At 72.1% G+C, this 20,085-nt stretch carries 17 protein-coding genes; 8 read left to right on the top strand and 9 right to left on the bottom strand.

Going from position 1 to position 20,085, the window contains the following annotated elements:
• Window positions 1-16: 16 nt before the first annotated feature.
• The 3 genes from DEJ33_RS10750 to DEJ33_RS10740 are packed head-to-tail and all read left to right on the top strand — an operon-like array spanning window position 17 to window position 2,977.
• Entirely contained in the window at window positions 17-1,084 is a 1,068-nt protein-coding gene (locus tag DEJ33_RS10750; RefSeq protein ID WP_111194937.1) for an outer membrane lipoprotein carrier protein LolA, read from the top strand.
• Window positions 1,081-2,094 carry an ABC transporter ATP-binding protein gene (locus tag DEJ33_RS10745; protein WP_111194936.1) on the top strand — a complete coding sequence of 338 codons (1,014 nt, stop codon included), beginning with the start codon at window positions 1,081-1,083 and terminating at the stop codon, window positions 2,092-2,094. The genes DEJ33_RS10750 and DEJ33_RS10745 overlap by 4 nt, the downstream gene beginning before the upstream one ends.
• Window positions 2,081-2,977: an ABC transporter permease gene (locus DEJ33_RS10740; RefSeq protein ID WP_111194935.1), complete on the top strand. Its 897-nt coding sequence runs from the start codon at window positions 2,081-2,083 to the stop codon at window positions 2,975-2,977. Before DEJ33_RS10745 ends, DEJ33_RS10740 begins: the two co-directional genes overlap by 14 nt.
• An 83-nt stretch (window positions 2,978-3,060) precedes the next feature.
• Here the strand turns inward: DEJ33_RS10740 and DEJ33_RS10735 are convergent, their stop codons facing one another.
• A complete protein-coding gene (locus DEJ33_RS10735; RefSeq protein ID WP_111194934.1) occupies window positions 3,061-4,140 on the bottom strand; it encodes an NADP-dependent oxidoreductase in 1,080 nt (359 codons plus the stop codon).
• A 210-nt stretch (window positions 4,141-4,350) separates the two neighbouring features.
• Window positions 4,351-5,262: a metallophosphoesterase gene (locus tag DEJ33_RS10730; RefSeq protein WP_111194933.1), complete on the bottom strand. Its 912-nt coding sequence runs from the start codon at window positions 5,260-5,262 to the stop codon at window positions 4,351-4,353.
• Between the two features lie 59 nt (window positions 5,263-5,321).
• On the opposite strand from DEJ33_RS10730, the gene DEJ33_RS10725 reads away from it, so the two are divergent.
• From DEJ33_RS10725 to DEJ33_RS10715, 3 genes are all read left to right on the top strand, one after another.
• On the top strand, window positions 5,322-6,320 hold the full coding sequence (locus DEJ33_RS10725; protein ID WP_111078996.1) for a low specificity L-threonine aldolase: 999 nt from the start codon (window positions 5,322-5,324) through the stop codon (window positions 6,318-6,320).
• 91 nt (window positions 6,321-6,411) lie between these two features.
• Window positions 6,412-7,383: an ABC transporter ATP-binding protein gene (locus DEJ33_RS10720; RefSeq protein ID WP_258374665.1), complete on the top strand. Its 972-nt coding sequence runs from the start codon at window positions 6,412-6,414 to the stop codon at window positions 7,381-7,383.
• Window positions 7,380-8,600 (top strand): ABC transporter permease, encoded by a 1,221-nt coding sequence (locus DEJ33_RS10715; RefSeq protein WP_111194932.1) that lies wholly within the window; start codon window positions 7,380-7,382, stop codon window positions 8,598-8,600. The genes DEJ33_RS10720 and DEJ33_RS10715 overlap by 4 nt, the downstream gene beginning before the upstream one ends.
• 34 nt (window positions 8,601-8,634) lie before the next feature.
• Here the strand turns inward: DEJ33_RS10715 and pnuC are convergent, their stop codons facing one another.
• On the bottom strand, window positions 8,635-9,300 hold the full coding sequence (gene pnuC / locus DEJ33_RS10710) for a nicotinamide riboside transporter PnuC (protein ID WP_110904371.1): 666 nt from the start codon (window positions 9,298-9,300) through the stop codon (window positions 8,635-8,637).
• 132 nt (window positions 9,301-9,432) lie between these two features.
• Window positions 9,433-11,043: a Mur ligase family protein gene (locus DEJ33_RS10705; protein WP_111194931.1), complete on the bottom strand. Its 1,611-nt coding sequence runs from the start codon at window positions 11,041-11,043 to the stop codon at window positions 9,433-9,435.
• A gap of 198 nt (window positions 11,044-11,241) precedes the next feature.
• Here DEJ33_RS10705 and DEJ33_RS10700 point away from each other — a divergent pair, with 198 nt between their 5' ends.
• A complete protein-coding gene (locus tag DEJ33_RS10700) occupies window positions 11,242-11,781 on the top strand; it encodes a hypothetical protein (RefSeq protein ID WP_111078998.1) in 540 nt (179 codons plus the stop codon).
• A 61-nt stretch (window positions 11,782-11,842) separates the two neighbouring features.
• On the opposite strand, the gene DEJ33_RS10695 is transcribed toward DEJ33_RS10700, so the two are convergent.
• Window positions 11,843-12,889 (bottom strand): NAD(P)-dependent alcohol dehydrogenase, encoded by a 1,047-nt coding sequence (locus DEJ33_RS10695; protein WP_111194930.1) that lies wholly within the window; start codon window positions 12,887-12,889, stop codon window positions 11,843-11,845.
• Window positions 12,890-13,090: 201 nt separating this feature from the next.
• Between DEJ33_RS10695 and DEJ33_RS10690 the strand changes: the two genes are divergently transcribed.
• Window positions 13,091-14,419 carry a GNAT family N-acetyltransferase gene (locus DEJ33_RS10690; RefSeq protein WP_111194929.1) on the top strand — a complete coding sequence of 443 codons (1,329 nt, stop codon included), beginning with the start codon at window positions 13,091-13,093 and terminating at the stop codon, window positions 14,417-14,419.
• A gap of 199 nt (window positions 14,420-14,618) precedes the next feature.
• Here DEJ33_RS10690 and DEJ33_RS10685 read toward each other — a convergent pair whose 3' ends face one another.
• The 4 genes from DEJ33_RS10685 to DEJ33_RS10670 are packed head-to-tail and all read right to left on the bottom strand — an operon-like array spanning window position 14,619 to window position 20,012.
• Entirely contained in the window at window positions 14,619-15,617 is a 999-nt protein-coding gene (locus tag DEJ33_RS10685; protein WP_111194928.1) for an ABC transporter permease, read from the bottom strand.
• Window positions 15,614-16,552 carry an ABC transporter permease gene (locus DEJ33_RS10680; protein ID WP_111194927.1) on the bottom strand — a complete coding sequence of 313 codons (939 nt, stop codon included), beginning with the start codon at window positions 16,550-16,552 and terminating at the stop codon, window positions 15,614-15,616. The genes DEJ33_RS10685 and DEJ33_RS10680 overlap by 4 nt, the downstream gene beginning before the upstream one ends.
• On the bottom strand, window positions 16,549-18,348 hold the full coding sequence (locus tag DEJ33_RS10675) for an ABC transporter ATP-binding protein (protein ID WP_111194926.1): 1,800 nt from the start codon (window positions 18,346-18,348) through the stop codon (window positions 16,549-16,551). The genes DEJ33_RS10680 and DEJ33_RS10675 overlap by 4 nt, the downstream gene beginning before the upstream one ends.
• Window positions 18,345-20,012 carry an ABC transporter substrate-binding protein gene (locus tag DEJ33_RS10670; RefSeq protein ID WP_111194925.1) on the bottom strand — a complete coding sequence of 556 codons (1,668 nt, stop codon included), beginning with the start codon at window positions 20,010-20,012 and terminating at the stop codon, window positions 18,345-18,347. Before DEJ33_RS10670 ends, DEJ33_RS10675 begins: the two co-directional genes overlap by 4 nt.
• Window positions 20,013-20,085 lie beyond the last annotated feature (73 nt).

The raw sequence follows: 20,085 nt of genomic DNA, 5'->3' as shown, positions 1-20,085 counted from the left end.
CCGAGGGGATCGACCCATGAAGAAGTCCGTCTGGCTGCCAGCCCTGATCGCACCCGTCGTCGTGGCCGGTGCCGTCGCCGCTCCCGTCATCGCGCAGGCCGCGTCCACCCCGATCGCCGGCGACGACCCGACCGCGGCTGCCGTCATCGCCAGCATCGCGAAGTCGTCCGACGCGCAGTACTCGGGCAAGCTCGCACAGACGAGCGACCTGGGGCTGCCGGAACTCCCCGCCGGTGCCGGCGGTTCCTCGCTCGAGAGCGATGCCTCGGACGCCCTCAGCCTGCTCACGGCATCGCACACCGCCCGCGTCTACGTCGACGGACCGAGCAAGCAGCGCGTGCAGGTCACCGAGCAGCTCGCCGAGCAGGACCTGATCCGCAACGGCAGCACCGTGTGGACGTGGGACTCGAAGGAGCGCGCGGCGACGAAGACCACGCTGCCCAGCCGGTCGGCCGAGTCCCACGCCAGCGGCACGGCCACTCCGTCGGACGTCGCCGAGCAGGCCATCGACGCGATCACGCCGACCACGACCGTCTCGAAGCCCGTTGCGACCTCGGTCGCGGGGCACGACGCCTGGTTGCTCACCCTCACTCCGAAGTCCTCGGACACCCTGGTCGGTTCGGTCCAGCTCGGGGTCGACCAGCAGACCGGGCTCCCGCTCCGCGCGACCGTCACGGCCACCGGCGCGGACGACCCGGCGTTCCAGGTCGGGTTCACCAGTCTCGAGTACGGAGCGCCGGCAGCACGGTTGTTCGACTTCACCCCGCCGACCGGTGCCGACGTCGATTCGAAGGACCTGTCCGACGCCCGCCCGGGCCCGGGTGCGCGCCACCACGAGTCTGCCGGCGCCGACCGCCCGACCGTCTCCGGCAGCGGCTGGGACACCGTCGTGGCGCTGCCCGCGGGGAGCGCCGACCAGGCCGGCCTCGGGTCGGACGCGTCGGGGCTCCTCGACCAGCTGACGACCGCGGTGGCCGGCGGTCGAGCCGTCCAGACCTCGCTCGTGTCGGTCTACCTGACCGACGACGGCCGGGTCCTGGCAGGCGCGGTGCCGGTCACGGCCCTGGTCGCCGCGGCGAAGTGACGACGGGTACGGACGCAGCCGCGGCGCCCCAGACCGGCACGGCCACGGCAGCGGCGGCGGGACCGGAGACCACCACCGACCTCGCGATCCGCACCGACGGACTCCGGAAGGTGTTCCACAAGCAGCGCGCGGTGGACGGCATCGACCTGGCCGTCCCCCGCGGCTCGGTCTTCGGGTTCCTCGGGCCGAACGGCTCCGGCAAGACCACCACGATCCGGATGCTCCTCGGGCTCTCCAGCGCGACCGGTGGCTCGATCGAGGTGCTCGGCGAGTCGATGCCCGCGGCGCTCCGCTCGGTGCTCCCCCGCGTCGGTGCGCTCGTCGAGGGTCCGGCCTTCTACCCCTACCTGTCGGGCCGCGCGAACCTGTCCCGGTTCGACGCCGCCGACCCCACCTCGGACCCACGGAGCCGCAAGGACCGGGTCGCGCACGCACTGGACCGCGTCGGCCTGACGCACGCCGCCGACAAGAAGGCGCACGCGTACTCCCTCGGCATGAAGCAGCGCCTGGGTCTGGCGAACGCCCTGCTCACCCCCCGCGAACTCCTGGTCCTCGACGAGCCGACGAACGGCCTCGACCCGCAGGGCACCCGCGAGGTCCGCAACCTCATCCGCTCCCTGGCAGACGACGGCACCACGGTGTTCGTGTCGAGCCACCTGCTCGCGGAGATCGAGCAGGTCTGCACGCACGCCGCCGTGATGCGGACCGGGCAGCTCGTCGCGCAGGGCACGCTCGACGACCTCCGCTCCGCCGGTGCCCGCACCGTCACGGTCCGCACCCCGGACGTCGGACAGGCAGCGGTCGTCCTGGGGCGCCTCGGTCTGGCACCGCGACGGGACGGCGGGTCGGACGTCCTCGTCGCCGACCTGGTCGCCGACGTCGAACCCGAGACCATCACCGCGGAACTCGTCCGCTCCGACGTCCGGGTCCGGGGCATCGCCGTCGGTGGCGGGACGCTCGAGGACCTGTTCGTCGCGCTCACCGGAGAGGGATTCGATGTCGCTGGCTGACCCCACCCCGACCACTGCCGAGCGACCGTCGAGGGCCGGCGTCGTCCCCGCTTCCGCCCCCGTGCGGCGGTCGCGTGCCTTCGCCCTGCTCGGCTCCGAACTCGCGCTCGTCTTCCGACGCCGCCGTACCTGGGCGATGCTCGGGGCACTGGCGGCCGTGCCGATCCTGATCGCCGTCGCCGTCCGCCTGACCACCGGTGAGGACAGCGGCGGCCCGGCGTTCCTCGGCGACATCACGAACAACGGCCTCTTCGTCGCCTTCACCGCCCTGACCGTGTCGATCCCGCTGTTCCTGCCGCTCACCGTCGGCGTCGTCGCGGGCGACACCGTGGCGGGTGAGGCGAGCCACGGCACGCTGCGGTACCTGCTGGTCGCCCCGACCGGTCGGGTGCGGTTCATCCTGGTCAAGACCGCGGGTGCGATCGCGTTCTGCCTCGCCGCGACCCTGCTCGTCGTGCTCGTCGGTGCGGCGATCGGAGCGGTGCTGTTCCCGATCGGTCCGGTGACGCTGCTGTCCGGCACGCAGGTCGGCGGCTGGTCGTACGCCGCGCGCGCCCTGCTCCTCGCGCTCTACGTCACCCTGTCGATGCTCGGACTGGTCGCGATCGGGCTGTTCGCCTCGACGCTGACGAACGTTCCGGTCGGGGCGATGGCGGCGACCGTGGTGCTGGCCGGTGTCTCGCAGGTGCTCGACCAGCTGCCGCAGCTGGACTGGCTGCACCCGTACCTGTTCTCGCACCTGTGGCTCGGGTTCGGCGACCTGCTCCGCGACCCGATCTCGTTCGACTCGTTCGGCAGCAACGCACTGCTGCAGCTCGGCTACCTGGTCGTGTTCGGGGCGCTGGCGTACGGCCGCTTCACCAGCAAGGACATCCTCAGCTAGGCGCCCGAGGACGTCGGCAACCGAGGACGGAGGCGACCGAGGACGCCCTCCGCTCCACGGCAAGGGCGTCCTCGATCGGCACGTCAGCTGGTCGAGACCGCGCCTTCGGCCCCGCGGGACGCCGGCGAGCCGCTCTCGAGCGTGCCGTCGGCCTTCTCCTCGGCGTACCGGTCGCGCAGATCGCGGGCCTTCTCGGACCGGTACCAGTCCTGTCGGGCTCCGGTCTCGACCGGCTGCATGCCGACGACGACCTTGCCACGGGAGTGCATCTCGGCCAGGTCCTCGTACGCGTCCACGATGTACTCGAACGGGTAGAAGCCCGAGATGAGGATCTGCACGCGGCGGTCCTCGACGGCCTTCGCCAGGAACAGGATGAGCTCCTTCGCCTCCGGGTCGGACGCGGGGGCCCGGAGGAACCGCAGCTCGGCGTCGCGCCGGGCCTCGGACGAGACGAAGCGCTTCTCGTCCACGCCCAGGCGGAGGGCCAGTTCGTGCGCGGCGTCGTCACCGTGGTTGTCGATGAACGCGGTGACGGGTCGGCCGTTCGCGATCTCGGCGATCCGGGCCTCCTCACCGTCCCCGTAGGCGACGGGCAGGATGCCGATCTGGCGGAGGTAGTCGTGGTTGCGTGGGCTGCCGAGTCCGATCACGGTCGCGCCGGCGTCGCGGGCGAGCTGGCACTGGATGTGGCCGACACCACCGGCGGCGGCGCTGATGACGACGGTGTCGTCCGGGCCCAGGCGGAGCTTCCGGACCACGTCGACGGCGGTGCAGCCCGCCAGGTAGAGCCCGCCGGCGACCTCCCACCCGACGTGTGTGGGCTTGATGACGACCGCTTCACGGGGCACCACGACCCATGTGGCGTGCGAGCCACCCTCGGGTGCGTGGCCCATGACCTCGTCGCCGACGCGCAGGTCCTTCACGCCGTCGCCGCGGGCGCGGACGATGCCGGCGAGGTCGACGCCCTGTCGCGCGGGGAAGTCGACCTGGACGTGGTCCTGCAACCTGCCCTCGCGGAGGAACCGCTCGATGTGGTTGAGGCCGGCGGCGATGACCTCGACGACGACCTCTCCGGGTCCGGGCTTCGGCCGTTCCTGTGGCACGACCTCGACCACGTCGAAGTCGCCGTACCGCTCGTACTGCACTGCGCTACCGGTTCGCATGAGACCCTCCTCGGGACGTCGTGCGTTCCGTCCTACTCGCCTCAGCCACGGCTCTGTCCGTGGATGTGGGGTACTCGCAGGGACCGGCCCGGTTCCGGGGACCGGCCGTGGGTGGCGGGACGTCGGGAAGGCGGACGAGACGGCCGGGAGGCGCGGGGCGGGGCCGCCACGTGCCTCCCGGCCGTCAGGTGGTTCGTCCGGACCTGCCGGTCACGACGGGCCGAACGCCTCCGCGATCCGGGTCGCGGCGGCCGCGTCGAGGTGCAGGGCCTGCTGGTCCGCGTCGGCGCGGGGCAGGCGGACGGGTGTCGACCAGAGCGAGCCGTCGGCTGCCAGGTCGACCACGAGCGCGCCGGTGCCGATGAGCGCGGTCTCCTGCTCGTACGGTCCGGCGACGTCGTTGTCGTTCGCGACACCCGGCGCCACGAGCACCGGCACCCCGCCGACCGACCCGGCGAAGTGGTGGTGGTAGTGACCGCCGAGCACGACGCGGACGTCGGTCCCCCGCAGCACGTCGGCGAGGTCCTGCGGGTTCCGGAGCTTCAGGGCGTCGTGCAGCGCGGTCGGCGCGGGCAGTGGTGGGTGGTGCAGGACGACGACGGAACCGTGGTCGGACGGCTCGGCGAGCACGGTGCGCAGGTGCTCGAGCACCGACGCGTCGAGCTCGCCGTACCCCGCCCCCGGGACGCTGGTGTCGACGGTGACGACGCGCCGCCCGGCGACGATCGACTGCCCCCGCACCGGCACCGACGGGTCGTGGTACTCCATGGTGTGCATGAGCGGCTGTCCGCCCTCGCCGAGGACGTGGCCGTCGACCAGGACCTGCCGGAAGCCGGCGCGCTGGTCGTGGTTGCCGGGCACGGTGACGAACGCGGCACCGTGCCGTTCGGCCCAGCTGCCCACCGTCTGCCGGACCGTCTCGTAGGACCGGGGCGAGCCGTCCTCGGACACGTCGCCGGAGATCACCACCAGGCCGACGCCCGGAACGGTGTCCAGGTGCTCGAGCAGCGCGCGGAGCGCCGCGGTCGTGTCGACCGTGCCCTGGTGCAGGGCGCCGTCGCCCGTCAGGTGCGTGTCCGACAGGTGCAGGATGCGGAGTGTTCCGGGTGCGGGAGGCTGCATGTCGCACACCGTAGCCGGGCCGTGCACCAGCGGACCGTCGGCAGGGTTACCGTTGTCCGGTGATCGACCTGCGCTCCGACACCGTCACCCGTCCGACCCCGGCGATGCGCCGCGCGATGGCGGAGGCCGAGGTCGGCGACGACGTGTTCGGCGAGGACCCGGAGACCACCCTGCTCGAGCAGGAGGTCGCGGAGCTCCTCGGGCACGAGGCCGGCTTGTTCACCCCGTCCGGCTCGATGGCGAACCAGCTCGGTCTGCGGCTGCTCGTCGGTCCGGGTGAGGAGCTGCTCGCCGACGTCCAGGCCCACGTCGTCCGCGCCGAACTCGGGGCGGCGGCGGTGTTCTCCGGCATCACGACCCGGACGTGGGCGTCGGAGCGGGGCCGGCTGGTCGCCGAGTCCGTGCAGGAGATCGCCGAACCCAACGCGGGCGCCTACTCGGTGTCGACCACGGCGATCGCGGTCGAGAACACCCACAACTTCGGCGGCGGCACCGTCCAGCCGCAGCTCGAGGTGCGTGCCGTGCAGGACTTCGGTCGTGCGCACGGCATCGGGCTGCACCTGGACGGCGCCCGGCTGTGGAACGCCCACGTCGCGTCGGGCACCTCGTTCCGGGAGCTCGCCAGCGGCTTCGACACCGTGTCGGTCTGCATGTCGAAGGGTCTCGGCGCGCCGGTCGGGTCGGTGCTCGTCAGCTCGGCCGAACGGATCGCGGCAGCCCGGATCTGGCGGAAGCGCTACGGCGGGGGCATGCGGCAGACCGGCATCCTGGCCGCCGGTGCCCGGTACGCCCTGCACGAGCACGTCGACCGGTTGGCCGAGGACCACGCGAACGCCCGGACGATCGCGGCAGCGCTCGACGTCGACCCGGGGACGGTGGACACGAACATCGTCTTCGCCGAGGTGTCCGACCCGGCGGCCTTCGTCGCGGCTGCTGCGGCGGCCGGTGTCCGGGTGATGCAGCTCGGGCGGACGACGGTGCGGATCGTGACACACCTCGACGTGTCGGCCGAGGACGCCGAGCAGGCGGCCCGGGTGCTGGCCGCACTCCCCCGCTGAGGCGCGACCGGCGTACCGATCGCGTCAGCGACGCCGGAGACCGGTCCGTCAGACGGCCTCGGTAGGGTCGGCACGTCGGAAGGGGTCCACCGTGGCCGGAGCAGGCATCAGCGTCCGCGACTTCGTCATGCGCTTCGGTGACCGCAACGTCGTCGACGGGTTGACGTTCGACATCGCCCCCGGTGAGACGTTCGGCCTGCTCGGCAGCAACGGCTCCGGCAAGACCACGACGATCCGCGCGCTCCTCGGCATCACCGCCCCGACCGCCGGCACCCTGACGATCGACGGCGAACCCTACCGGCCCGCGACGGGCGGCATCGGGTACCTGCCGGAGGAGCGCGGGCTCTACCGGAAGGAGACGGTCATCGACGTCATGACGTACTTCGCGGCCCTCCGCGGCATGCCCCGCGGCCCGGCGACCCGGTGGGCGACGGACTACCTGGAGCGCGTCGGTCTGGCGGACAAGGCGAAGGTGCGCATCGACAAGCTCTCCGGCGGGCAGCAGCAGAAGGTGCAGCTCGGCATCACGATCATGGACCGGCCGCGGCTGCTGATCCTCGACGAGCCGACGAAGGGCCTGGACCCGGTGAACCGCCGGCTGCTCCTGGACCTGGTCGACGAGCGGAAGGCCGACGGCGCGACGGTCGTCCTCGTCACTCACCACATGGACGAGGTCGAGCGGCTCTGCGACCGGATCCTGCTCCTCAAGGACGGGGTCGCCGCCGCGTACGGGACGATCCCCGAGGTGCAGGACGCCTTCGGCGGTGCCGTCGCGAAGGTCGCCCTCAGCGGGCCGGTCCCGCGGTCCGACCGCTACCGGCTCGCCCGCCACGAGGGCCACGTCGCGTACCTGGTGCCCACCGCGGCGGCGGCGGCCGACGGGTCGGACATCCTCGCCGAACTCGTGGCCGCCGACGTCCACGTGACCGGTTTCGAGATGCGCCGGATCCCGCTCGACGAGATCTTCGTGCAGCTGTACGGGCACGACGCCGACGCGGACGCCGCTCGGGCCGAGACCGCGTCCGCCGCTCGCCCGGCCGTCGCGGTCGGAGCAGCGCGATGAACCGCCTGGGCACGGTCGTCCGGTTCGAGTTCGTCCGCGCGGTGAAGAAGCCGGCGTTCTGGATCGGCACCCTCGCCCTCCCGCTCGTCGTCGTCGTCGTGTCGCTGCTCGTCGGCGTCGGGCAGGCCGCCGGCACGGACTCCGCGATCTCCAGCGGCTCCGCCGCCCGGACGCCGTTCCACTACGTCGACCGGTCCGGGCTGGTGTCCGAGACGGTCGCCGCGAAGTGGGGCGGCTCCCCCTCCACCGACCCCGCGGCAGACAGGGCGGCCGTCCGCGCCGGACACCTCGATGCGTTCATCGAGTTCCCGGTGGCACCGTCGAGCACGCCCGTCACCGTGCTCGGAGCGGACCGTGGGCTGTTCGCCAACACCGGGTACTCGGCCCTGGCGGAGCGGGTGCTCGAGCAGAGCGTCGCCGCGCAGGTCGACGACGCCGAGGCCGTGCACATCCTCCGGTCACCACCGGACGCGACGGTCACCACCTACGCCGACGGGCGGGTCGCGCCGGGTTGGCTGTCGATCGTGCCGCCGCTGCTCTACGTGGCGGCCTTCTTCGGGCTGGTGATCCTGCTCGCCGCCCGCATGGTCACCGTCGTGGTCGAGGAGAAGGAGAACCGGATCTCCGAGATGATCCTGACCACCGTCACGGCCGGCACGCTGATCCGCGGCAAGGTCATCGCGATGCTGCTCGTGGGACTCGTGCAGGTCGGCGTGTTCCTGGTGCCCGGGCTGCTGTCGCTGGCGGTCGTGCTGCCGTTGGTCGCCGGTCGGGTCGGCACGGTCGCGCTGGATCCCTGGCGGATGGTCGCGGGGGCGCTGCTGCTCGTCGGCGGGGTGCTGCTGGCGTCGGCGCTGTTCGTGGCGGTCGGGGCGTCGGTGCCGACGATCAAGGACGCGTCGACGCTGCAGTCGGCGGCGCTGTTCGCGGTGATCATCCCGCTCTACGCGGCGTTCTTCGTGATGACGACGCCCTCGTCGCCCGTCGCCGCGTTCTTCACGTACTTCCCCACGTTCACGCCGGTGACGGCCATGGTGCGGAACGCCGTGGGGTCCCTGTCGGTCGTCGAGACGATCGCGTGCATCGTCGAGGTGTTCGTCGTCGCGGGCGTGCTGCTCTGGTTCGCGGAGTACCTGTTCCGGCACTCGGTCGCCCAGTACGGGTCGAAGGTCAGCCTGAAGCAGATCGCGGGCTGGCGGCGGACCCGAGCACGCTGACGCCCGTCTCCGTGAGGCGCCCCCGGGCCTCCCGTCAGCCGACGGTGACCGGCGCGGCGGAGGGCTTCCGGCCCTGTGCCATCCAGACGAAGAACCCGGCCAGGGTGAAGGCGCCGTAGACGACGTACATCAGGCCCGAGGCGTAGTAGCCGGCGGAGAACAGCAGCGGTACGCCGACCAGGTCGACCGCGACCCAGATGAGCCAGAACTCGACCCAGCCCTTCGCCATGCCGTAGGTGGCCAGGAGTGATCCGACGAAGATCCACGCGTCGCTCCACACCGGCTCGTACGAGCCGAGGGCACGGAACACCGGGGTCAGGACCGCGGTGCCGCCGACCAGCGCGACGACGAGCAGTGCGCGGGACCGCCAGGAGGCCCACTTCGGCTCGAGCACGGTGGTCGCCTCGTCCGCGCGGTGCGTCCAGCGGTACCAGCCGTAGACACTGACCAGGATGAACATGACCTGGCGCCCGGCCTGACCGAGCAGGTTGACGGGGTTCGGGGTGTCGAAGAGCGCGCCCATGAAGACGGTGAAGAGGAGCGCGTTGCCCGCGATGCCGACCGGCCAGGCCCACACCTTGCGGCGCATCCCGCCCAGGGCGCTGAGCAGCCCGAAGACGTTGCCGATCACCTCGCGCCAGAGCACCGTCTGGTCGCCGATGACGAGCTGCGCGTCGAACAACCACCGCACGATGCCCATGTGACCTCCTCGATCCGACTCGATGCAACTGCACAGACCTCGTCGGCATTCCGGCACAGGCCTCGTCGGCATCCCGGCACAGGCTCGGGCTCGCCGTCGGGAGCGCTGTGTGGACCACGTCCACCGTCCCGCTCAGCAGGCGGAGACGGCCTCCCTCGCCGGATGGCCGGCCTCGGCGAGCGCCGCCTGCGCGTCCCGGAAGGACGAGTACGGCACGTGCACGCCGCGGACGTCCCGGTAGTCGGTGAGTCCTGGTCCCGCCCAGTAGACGACACCGTCGTCCCCGACCGCGGCCAGGGCATGACGGATCGCCTGCGCCGGGTCCGGCAATTCGACGACCCGTGTCGCTCCCCGGACCCCGTGCGCACCGCGGAGGATCGCGGCCCGGATGCCGTCCGGGTCCTCGAACCGCGGGTGGTGGTCGGCGACCACGACGACTTCCGCCAGCGACGCTGCCACCGTGCCCATGGCCTCCCGTTTGCTCGGGTCACGGTCGCCGTCGGCACCGAGGACGATGCCGACCGGCCCGGTGGCGAACGCCCGGATGGCCTCCAGGCTCTTCGCGAAGGCGTCCGGGGTGTGGGCGAAGTCGACGAAGACCCGCGGTCCGGTCGGGCTCGACGCGTCGGCCATCCGGCCCGGGACGACGACGTCGAGCGATCCGCCGGCTGCCGCCACCAGGTCCGCTGCCGGGATGCCCGCAGCCCGGAGCATCGCGACGGCGAGGCCGACGTTCGCCGCCATGTGCCGGCCGAGCAGCGGGACCTCGGTCGTCATGCTGACGTCCGGGCCGTCGATCCGGAACCGTGTGCCGTCCGCGTGCTGGTCGAGCACCGTCACGTGCCAGTCCGCGACCGTGCGGGGTTCGCTGGTGATCGTCTCGACCGGGATCCCGGCCTCGGCGACGACCGCGCGACCGGCGGCGGAGTCGAGCGAGACGACACCGCGGGTGGCGCGGTCCGGCTGGAACAGCCGCAGCTTCGCGCGGAGGTACTCGTCCATGTCGGCGTAGTCGTCGAGGTGGTCGTGGCTGAGGTTCGTGAACCCGGCGACGTCGAAGTGCACGCCGTCGACACGGTGCCGCGAGAGCCCCTGGGCGCTGACCTCGATCGCGGCGCCGTCGACGGAACGCTCCCGGGCCCGCGCGAGGAAGGCGTGCAGCTCGGTGGCCTCGGGGGTGGTCAGACGGCTCGCCACGACCTGGTCCGCGATGCGACGCTCGGCGGTGGACGTCATCGCCGTCGTCCACCCGAGCCGCCGCATGAGGGCGTCGAGGACGGAGACTGTCGAGGTCTTGCCGTTCGTACCGGTGACGCCGAGCACCGGGAAACCGAGGTCCGCGGTGCCGGACACCGTCCGGGCGACCACTCCGAGGACGGCTCGCGGGTCGTGGACGACCACGGTCGGCAGACCGGATCGGGTCGCCTCCCTGGCCCCGGCCTCGTCGGTCAGCACCGCGACCGCACCGCTCGCGCGGGCTGCGCCGACGTGACGGACGCCGTGCCCGAGCCGACCGGGCACCGCGACGAAGAGCCACCCGGGTCGGAGGTCCTCGGTGGCGACGGCTGCCCCGGTGACGTGCACGTCCGCGAACACCGACGGCAGCGGACGGGCCCCGGCCGCCGCAGCGACGTCGGCGAGCCGGATCGGCTGCGGGCGGACGGGATCGAAGGCGTGCGACACGGGGTCCTCCTCGTCGGGCTCCACGGCCGTCGGGACGGCGGTGGTCGGGTCGACGAGCATCGGGTCCGACGGACGTCGCGTGCGGATCGTCAGGGTGTCAATCCACCGGGCGACGACGTCGGCTGTCGCAGCGCGGCCGTGACCCGGAGGACCAGTCAACGCGCTGCGCACCGAGCGGCACCACAGGCACCCGTACCCCGGTGGTGCGCGGGTGGCGGTGGGTCGATCCGGCGCCGGTCGCGGTCTAGGCTCTGGCGGGTGACGGACGGTCGGGTGGACGGGGTGCAGCGCGCACGCTCCCTGCTCGACGACGCGACGGCGCGACTGGCGGCAGCGGGCGCGCGGGACGAGGCGCTCGGGGAGTACGTCGAACCGAAGCCGGTGCTCGGCATCCGACGGGACCCCACCATCCGCTCCCTCGGGCGGGTCTGGCGGGTCGGTGCGCTGCTGCTCGGGTCCTCACCCGAGACCGCCGGCCAGGTCTGGGCGACGGGATCGATCACGCGTGTGACCGAGGCCGGGCGGTCCCAGTTCGTCTCCGTCTCCGCCGAGGTCCGTCGCGCGTACCGGGCGGCTGCGGCGAAGGGGCACTTCGCGCCCGGGGACACCGTGAACCACAGTGTGACGCCGATCCCGCTCGACGCCACGCTCGTCGGTGCGGACACGACGCTGTTCGTGCGGGACGACGAGCCCCGTGTGCGGTGGTCCGCGACCGCCGGCACCGACGTGCCACTGGCCGACTACCTCGCCGACCGGGTCGGCCTGCTCGTGGACCCGCCGCCCGGTGCGACGGACTGACTGGAGGGACGGTGCTGGGCCGCTCCGTCCCTCCAGTCCTGCTCGCTCGCTCGCTCGCTCGCTACGGGACGATCACCGCGCGCCCGCGGATGGTGCTCGCGGCGAGGTCCTCGTACGCCTTGGGCCCGTCGTCGAGGGAGTACGTCTGCACCTCGACGTCGACCTTGCCGGCACGGGCGAGGTCGAGCACTTCGATGAGCTCGCTCCGCGATCCCCAGTACGGCACGCGGACAGCCGCGTCGTAGGCGATCGATCCGAAGCCGAACGAGGCGGTGCCGCCACCGATCCCGACGATCGTGACGTCCGAGTCGAGTCCCGCGACCGCGATGGCCGTCGCGATCGTCGGGTCGGCGCCGACGAAGTCGAACACCGCGTTCGCACCGAGGCCGCCGGTGATCTCACGGATCTTCGCGGCCGCGGACGCGTCGCTGATCAGCGTGACGTCCGCGCCGACGTGCTTCGCGAGCTCGAGCTTGTCCTCGTTGACGTCGAGCACGATCACGGTCGCGCCGGACAGTGCCTTGAGGATCTGGATGCCGACGTGGCCGAGCCCGCCGGAGCCGATGACGACCGCGTACGTGCCCGCACCGAGTTTCGGCAGGGACCGCTTGATGGCGTGGTACGGCGTGAGTCCCGCATCGGTCAGTGACACGTTCTGCACGGGGTCGAGGTCGCCGAGCGGCACGAGGTGCCGCGGGTCGTCGACGATCATGTACTCCGCCATCGAGCCCTGGTTGCCGAGGCCGGGCGGACGGATGCCGAGGGCGTCCGCGTTCGTGCAGTAGTTCTCGCGTCCCGTCGAGCAGTTGTGGCAGTAGCCGCAACCCCACGGTCCGTAGACCGCGACTGCGTCGCCCACCTGCAGGGCCGTGTCGACACCCTCGCCGAGCTCGTGGACGACACCGGCGCCCTCGTGGCCGAGGGTGAGCGGCAGTGGGTAGTGCTGGTCGCGGTAGGCCTCTTCGGGCAGGCTCATCACGTAGTCGTCCGAGTGGCAGACACCGGCGGCAGTGACCTTGAGCAGCACCTGCCCAGGGCCGGGGGTGGGGATCGGGATGTCGACGACCACCGGCGGCTTGCCGACCTCGACGTATCGCAGTGCCTTCATGTGGGGACCTCCTCCGCGGGAGCGCGTGGCCTCCGTTGGCCGACACGTGTCGCTCGACGCGCGGGTCCCATGCTGCTCCGCCCCGGTGCCTGACGCTCGCAGGTGCACTGCTCCGGGGCGTGCCCGCCATCACACGGGTCCCCCGGGGTGTGGATGCGGCATGCCCACTGTCCCCGACCGGCTCCCCGGTAGGGTCGGATCGTGGCTCTGATCAACGACGAATCCACCGACCGCTACGACCTCCGCGAGTTCCGCCCGCAGACCGACGACCAGGGGGCGCCGGACGCCACCACCCGCGCCTGGATGGACGCCGTGGGCGTCGGTTTCCACGAGCCTCCGGAGTCCGACGAGGGTGCCGCCCGGATGGCGTCGCACTTCGTCGCCGACCAGGAGACGTTCCTCGGCGTGTACGTCAACCGGCCCGTCGCCGGGTCCGTCGACGAGACCTGGCCCGCCGGCACGTTCACGTGGTTCCCGAAGGACCTCAGCTGGGGCGACGGGACCGCGATCCGGACCCAGGCCGTGTCCGCCGTGACGGTCCGCCCGACCGAACGTCGGCGCGGCATCCTCCGCCGGATGATGACGCACGCACTCGAGCGCGGGGTGGAGGAGGGCTACGCCGTCGCCTCGCTCACCGCCTCAGAGGGCACCATCTACCGCCGCTTCGGATTCGGCTGCGCCATCCGCGAGCGCGCCGTGCACGTCCGCCGTGCCCGGGCGCTGCCGTTCCTCGCCCCGACCACCGGCACGGTCGTCATGGTCACCACACAGTGGCTGGCGGACGGCGTCGGCCAGGACGTCTTCACCCGCTTCCATGCCCGCACGCCCGGCTCGATGGTGCGCAACACCGGGACCTGGCCGATCGTGTTCGGGGAGCTCGGTCCCGACGGCCAGAAGGCCAAGGACGTCCGCGCCGCCGTGCACCGCCCCGACGACTCCGACGAGGTCGACGGCTACGTCACCTGGCGCGTCGTCGAGGGCAGGACCGGCGAGGACACCCGCGTCGAGATCGTCGACCTGGTGTACACGACCGACGCCGCGTACCTGTCGCTGTGGGAGTTCCTGCTGTCCATCGACCTCAACGACGTCGTCGTCTACAAGCGGTCCCGGATGGACGACCCGATCGTCGCCGCGCTGGCGGACGCTCGCACCTACGACGTCGACCACGAGGAGGACCACGTCTGGCTGCGCGTCCTCGACGTCGCCGCGGTGCTGCAGTCCCGCCCGTACGCGGCCGACGGCTCGCTCACCATCGCGGTCACCGACTCGCTCGGCCACGCCTCCGGCACGTACCGGCTCGACGTCCGGGAGGCCCGTGGCACCGTCACGCGCCTGGCATCCGACACGGACGTGGCCGGCTCCGACATCGCGCTCGACGTCGCCGACCTCGGCGCGCTGTTGATCGGGTCGGTCTCACCGGTGACGCTCGCGGCGGCGGGGCTGCTGCGTGCGATGGACCCGGCGGCGCCGGTGCTCCTCCGCGCGATGCTCACGCCGCCCCGGACCCCGCACGGCATCACGTACTTCTGACGCGGGCGGCGGCCGCGCGGCCGGTCGGCCGCGGCCGGCCGGCGTGGCGTCGCGTCGCGTGGTGTGGCGTCGCGTGGCGTCGCGTGGCGTCGCACAACAGGAACCGGCCCGAACCAAGGGATCTCGTGGTTCGGGCCGGATCCTGTTGTCCGGGTCCGGCCTGCGCCACGGGCGGGCAGCGCAGGACGGGAGGCTCGCCCTACGTCCGGCGGCGCACCCGCGGGTCGACGACCGCGTAGACCAGGTCGACGACGACGTTCGCGGTGACCACCAGGAACGCCGAGAACACCGTGAAGCCGACGACGACCTGCAGGTCCAGGGTGTGCACCGCGTCGATGAGCAGCGCCCCGAGCCCCTGCATCGAGAACACCTTCTCGGTGATGACAGCGCCGCCGAGCAGGGTCCCGAGGTCCAGGCCGAACAGCGTCACCACGGGCAGGATCGCCGTCCGCAGCCCGTGCCGCACGACGACCTGGCGCTCACGGAGACCCTTGGCGCGGGCGGTCCGGACGAAGTCCTGCCCCATCGCCTCGAGCATCTCGCCGCGGGTGAGCCGGGCGTAGATCGCGGCACTGATGAACGCGAGCACACACCACGGCAGCACCAGGTGCGTCAGCCAGCCGACCGGGTCCTCCGTCAGCGGTACGTACCCGCTCGTCGGCAGGATCCCGAGCACGAACCCGAACAGCAGGATCGACAGCAGCCCGATCAGGTACGCGGGCGAGGACACCCCCGCCACCGCGACCGTCATCACGGTTCTGTCGAGGGCAGAGCCGGGTCGGAGCGCCGAGGCGGTCCCACCGAGCACACCGGCGACGAGCCAGAGGAGCGCGGCACCGATCGCGATCGACGCCGTCACCGGCAGCCGGTCGACGATGAGCGTGGTGACGCTCTCGTGCAGCTGGAACGAGTACCCGAAGCAGGGCGCGGCGCACTGCACGGCCGAGACGCCGCTGCCGAACGACCGACCGGTGAAGATCCCGCCGAGGTAGGCCGTGAACTGCAGGATCCACGGCTTGTCGGTGCCGAGGAACGCCTGTACCTGCGCCAGCCGGTCGGGGGTGCAGGGCTTGTCGCAGATCGCGCGCGCCGGGTTCGTCGGCAGGAGCATGAACAGGGCGTAGGTGATCGCGGCGACGACGAGCAGCACGACGACGGCGCCGAGCACCCGGAACAGCACGAAGCGGAACGCGATCATCGGGTGCCTCCTCGCGGGTCGAGTGCGTCGCGGAGGGCGTCGCCGAGCACGTTGAACGCCAGGGTGACGAGGAACAGGGCGGCTCCCGGGAAGACGAGGTACATCGGGTCGGTCTGCACCCATCCGACGGCGTCGCCGATGCTCCGCCCCCAGGACGGCGTCGGTGGGGTGACGCCGACGGCCAAGAACGACAGCGCCGCCTCGGCACCGATCATCGACGGGATCGAGATGGTGGCGTAGACGGTGATCGTCGCGGCCAGGTTCGGCAGGAGCTGGGTCCGGATGACGTGCCAGCGGCCTGCCCCCATCGCCGTCGAGGCGACGACGTAGTTCCGCTCGCGGAGGGACAGGGTCTGCCCGCGGATCACGCGCGCGACCGCCGGCCAGCCGAAGAACCCGATGACGAGCACGACCAGCACGGGCTTCGGGAACGAGGTCGGCACGATCGCGGTCAGGGCGATCATGAACACCAGCGACGGGAAGCCGAACATCACGTCGACGACCCGGCTGAGCACCCGGTCGTACCAACCGCCGAAGAAGCCGGTGGTGACGCCGACGAGCACGCCGATGACGAGCGACACCACGGTCGCGGCGAGCCCGATGCCGAGCGACGTCCGCGCGCCGTAGGTGACGATCGCGAAGAGGTCCCGACCGGTCAGCGGTTCGACGCCGAACAAGTGCTGCGCACTCATCCCACCGAGGGGACCGCGGGGTGCGCCGAAGTCGTTGAGGGCGTCGACGTGGTAGCCGTACGGGTCCTGCCCACTGATCCGGGCGATGAGCGGCGCGGCGAGGGCGACCACGACGAAGACGGCGATGACGACCGCGGAGACCACGGCCCACCGGTCACGACGGATGCGGCCGACGACGGCACGGAAGCCGGTGCCGGAGCCCGGAGCCGGACGGACCGGACGGTCGACGACGTTCGCGGTCATGCGACCACCCCTTCCCATCCGCGCCAGGCGCGGCGGCGTTCCGCCTGCCTGGCGGGGTCGGCGACCGGTGCGGCGGCGAGCAGCATGCGGGTGTAGTCCTCCTGCGGGTCGTCGAGGACGGCCTGGGTCGTGCCGTGTTCGACGATCCGCCCGTGGTGCAGCACGGCCACACGGTCGGCGAGCTGTCGGACGACGGCCAGGTCGTGGCTGACCAGCAGGCACCCGAACCCGAATTCGTCCTGCAGGTCTCGGAGCAGGTCGAGCACCGCTGCCTGCACGGTCACGTCGAGCGCCGAGGTCGGTTCGTCGGCGATGAGCAGGGCCGGCCGGAGCGCCAGGGCCCGTGCCACGGCGACGCGCTGTCGCTGCCCGCCGGAGAGCTGGTGCGGGAACCGCTCGGCCCACGACGGGTCGAGCTGCACGGCCTGGAGCAGTTCCCGGACGCGTGCCGGTCGGTCGGCGCTCGGCTCGTGCACCAGGAGCGGCTCGGCGATGCTCCATCCGATGCTCTGCCGAGGGTTCAGCGACGAGGCCGGGTCCTGGAACACGATGCCGACGCGCTTCCGGATCTCGCGGAGACGACGGCCGCGGGCGGTGCGGAGGTCCTGCCCGTCGACGTCCACCGTCCCCTCGACCACCGGGACGAGGCCGGCCAGGGCACGACCGATCGTGGTCTTGCCGGAGCCCGACTCCCCCACGAGGCCCAGGGTCTCGCCGGCGTGCAGCTCCAGGTCGATGCCCGACACGGTGGGCTCGCCGCGGCGCGAGTACCGCACGCCGACGTCGCGCAGGCGCGCGACCACCGGCCGGGAGGCGCGCCTCGCGTCGTCGATCGGCACCGCGCCGAGTCCCGCGTCCGCGGACAGATCGCGGCTCCCCGGGGCCGCGTCGTGTCCGCCAGGGCGAGTCTCGGCCGAGGTGCCGTCCGTGGCGGAGGTGGGACGCGCCTCTCCCCGCGAGCTCGGCCGCCCCGCCGCTCCGCGAGCTCCGCGGCGCGGCGGGACCGGCACGAGGGGGCCCAGAGCGGGGACGGCGGCGAGGAGCGCCCGCGTGTACTCGGCCTGCGGGTGCGCGAACAGCTCGACGACCGGGCCGTGCTCGACGGGGTCTCCCCGGCGCATCACGAGCACCTCGTCGGCGACGTCGGCCACCACACCCATGTCGTGCGTGATGAGCAGCACCGCGAGCCCGCGGTCACGGCAGAGGGTCCGGAGCAGGTCGAGGATCCCCGCCTGCACGGTGACGTCGAGCGCTGTGGTCGGCTCATCCGCGATGAGCGCGACCGGGTCACCGGCCAGTGCCATCGCGATCATCGCGCGCTGCAGCTGCCCGCCGGACAACTCGTGCGGGAAGGCCTTCCGGATCCGCGCCGGGTCGTCGAGGCCGGCGGACCGGAGGAGCTCGTCCACCCTCGCGGACACCCCTGCGCGGTCGAGGGACGTCGGGTGCGCCCGGACCGCTTCGGCGATCTGGGTCCCGATCGACAGCACCGGGGTGAAGGAGTTCATCGGTTCCTGGAACACCACGCCGATGCCGGCACCGCGGACCTGGCGGAGTTCCTCGACGGGTGCACCGACGAGCTCCTCGCCGCGGAACCGGGCGCTGCCCTCGACACGCGCCTGCGGTGGCAGGAGTCCGAGCACGCTCATGGCACCCACGGACTTGCCGGAGCCGGACTCCCCGACGAGCGCGAGCACCCGCCCGGGCGTCAGGTCGAAGGAGACGTCACGGACGACGGGCTCCGCGTCGCCGAACGCGACGCGGAGCCCACGGACTTCCAGGATGGGACCGGTCACCGCTTGAGCGAGACCTTGAGGTAGTTCGGGTACGCCGGGAAGTCGGCGATCTGGAAGTTCTGGACGTCCGAGCCGGCCAGGAACGACTGCTTGGCGTACATCAGTGGCACGACCGGGGCGTCGGCCATGATCGTCTTGTCCGCCTTCGCCCAGGTCTTCTGCGCGTCGTCCTGGTCGACCGTCGCACTGGCCTTCGCGATGAGCGCGTCGACCTCCGGGTTGCTGTACTTCGAGACGTTGTAGCCACCGCCACCGATCTGCGACGAGTCGTAGAGCGGCTGCAGGTTGGCGTTCGCGCTCGGGAAGTCGGGCTGCCAGCTCGACAGCGACAGGTCGAAGTCGGTGCCGTTCGTGGTGGCCTGCGTGAACGAGTCGTAGTCGAGCGGCTTCAGCGTGACCGTGATGCCGGCGCGCTTGAGTCCGGCCTGCAGGGCCTGCGCCTGGGCGAGGAACGTCGGGTCGTTCTGCGTGACGAGCGTCAGCTTGAGGTCCGAGACACCGGCCTGTTCGAGCAGGGACTTCGCCTTGTCGACGTCACCCGTGGCGCTCGTCTTGTAGAGGTCGTAGTCCTGACGTCCGGCGATGCCCGGCGTGATCAGCGTCGAGGCGTACGTGCCGGCGAGAGCACCGCCCGCGGCGATCCGGAACGACTTCCGGTCGACCGCGTACTGCAGGGCCTGACGGACCTTGAGGTCCTTGAGTTCGCCCCGCTGCGTGTTGATCGCCATGTAGCTGATCGGCCCGGCCTTCGACGTGGCGAGGCGGTCCTGCGCGGACGGGTTGCTCCGGACCTGGTTGAGCTCGGCGGCACCGAGGTAGATCGCACCGAAGGAGCTCTTCGCGTCACCGTTGTCGGCGATCAGCGTCTGCGTGACCGTGGACGGGTCCTGGCTCTCCTTGAAGACGATCTTCGAGGGGCCGGCGGTGCGGACCTCGTCGGTCTTCGCGGACCAGGCCTCGTTGCGGACCAGGGTGACCTGCGAGCCCTGCTGGTTCGACTGCACCTGGTACGGGCCGGACGCGACCGGCTTGAGGTCGTACGCACCGGTGTCGGTGCCCTCGCCCTCGGGGACCGGGGTGAACGCCGGCATCGACGCGAGCCACGGCCAGTCGCCGTACGCGTCGTTGAGCTTGAAGACGATGGTCTTGTCGTTCGGGGTCTCGATGCTGTCGAGGCTCTTGCCCTCGAACGGCCCCCGGTAGTCGCTGCCGCCGACCAGGAGCGACTTGTGGTAGCTGAGGCCACCGGACAGGGTCGGCGCGAACGAGCGCTCGATCCCCCACTTGATGTCCTTCGTCGTGATCGGCGTGCCGTCCTGGAACTCGACGCCGTCCTTCAGCGTGTACGTCCAGGTCTTGCCGCCGTCGCTCGCGACGCCGGTGTTCGTGGCGAGGTCCGGGACGACCTTCGCGGTCTTGCCCGGCTCGACGTCCCACGTGGTGAGGCGACGGGCGACGAGGCCCATCGAGGTGATGCCGAGGCTCTGGCTCGTCGCGGGGTCGAGGTGGAACGCGGTCTGCGACGTGAGGATGTTGAGCGTGCCGCCCTTGTCCGTCCCGCCGCTCGCGTCGTCGGAGGCGTTGCCGCCCGAGCAGCCCGTGAGGACCAGGGCCGCTGCGGCGGCGACGGCCGCGGTGATGGTCAGGCGCTTCGGACGTCTCATGACGACGGGTCTCCTTGTTCGGGGGTGCCGGGTGGGCGGCGTCCATCCTGGCACCGCGCCCGGATCCGTTCCG

The sequence above is a fragment of the Curtobacterium sp. MCPF17_047 genome (assembly GCF_003234045.1).
In the GTDB taxonomy this organism is placed as follows: Bacteria; Actinomycetota; Actinomycetes; order Actinomycetales; family Microbacteriaceae; genus Curtobacterium.
Note: the sequence above shows the minus strand (reverse complement) of the source record. Positions and strands in the feature narration are given on the sequence as shown.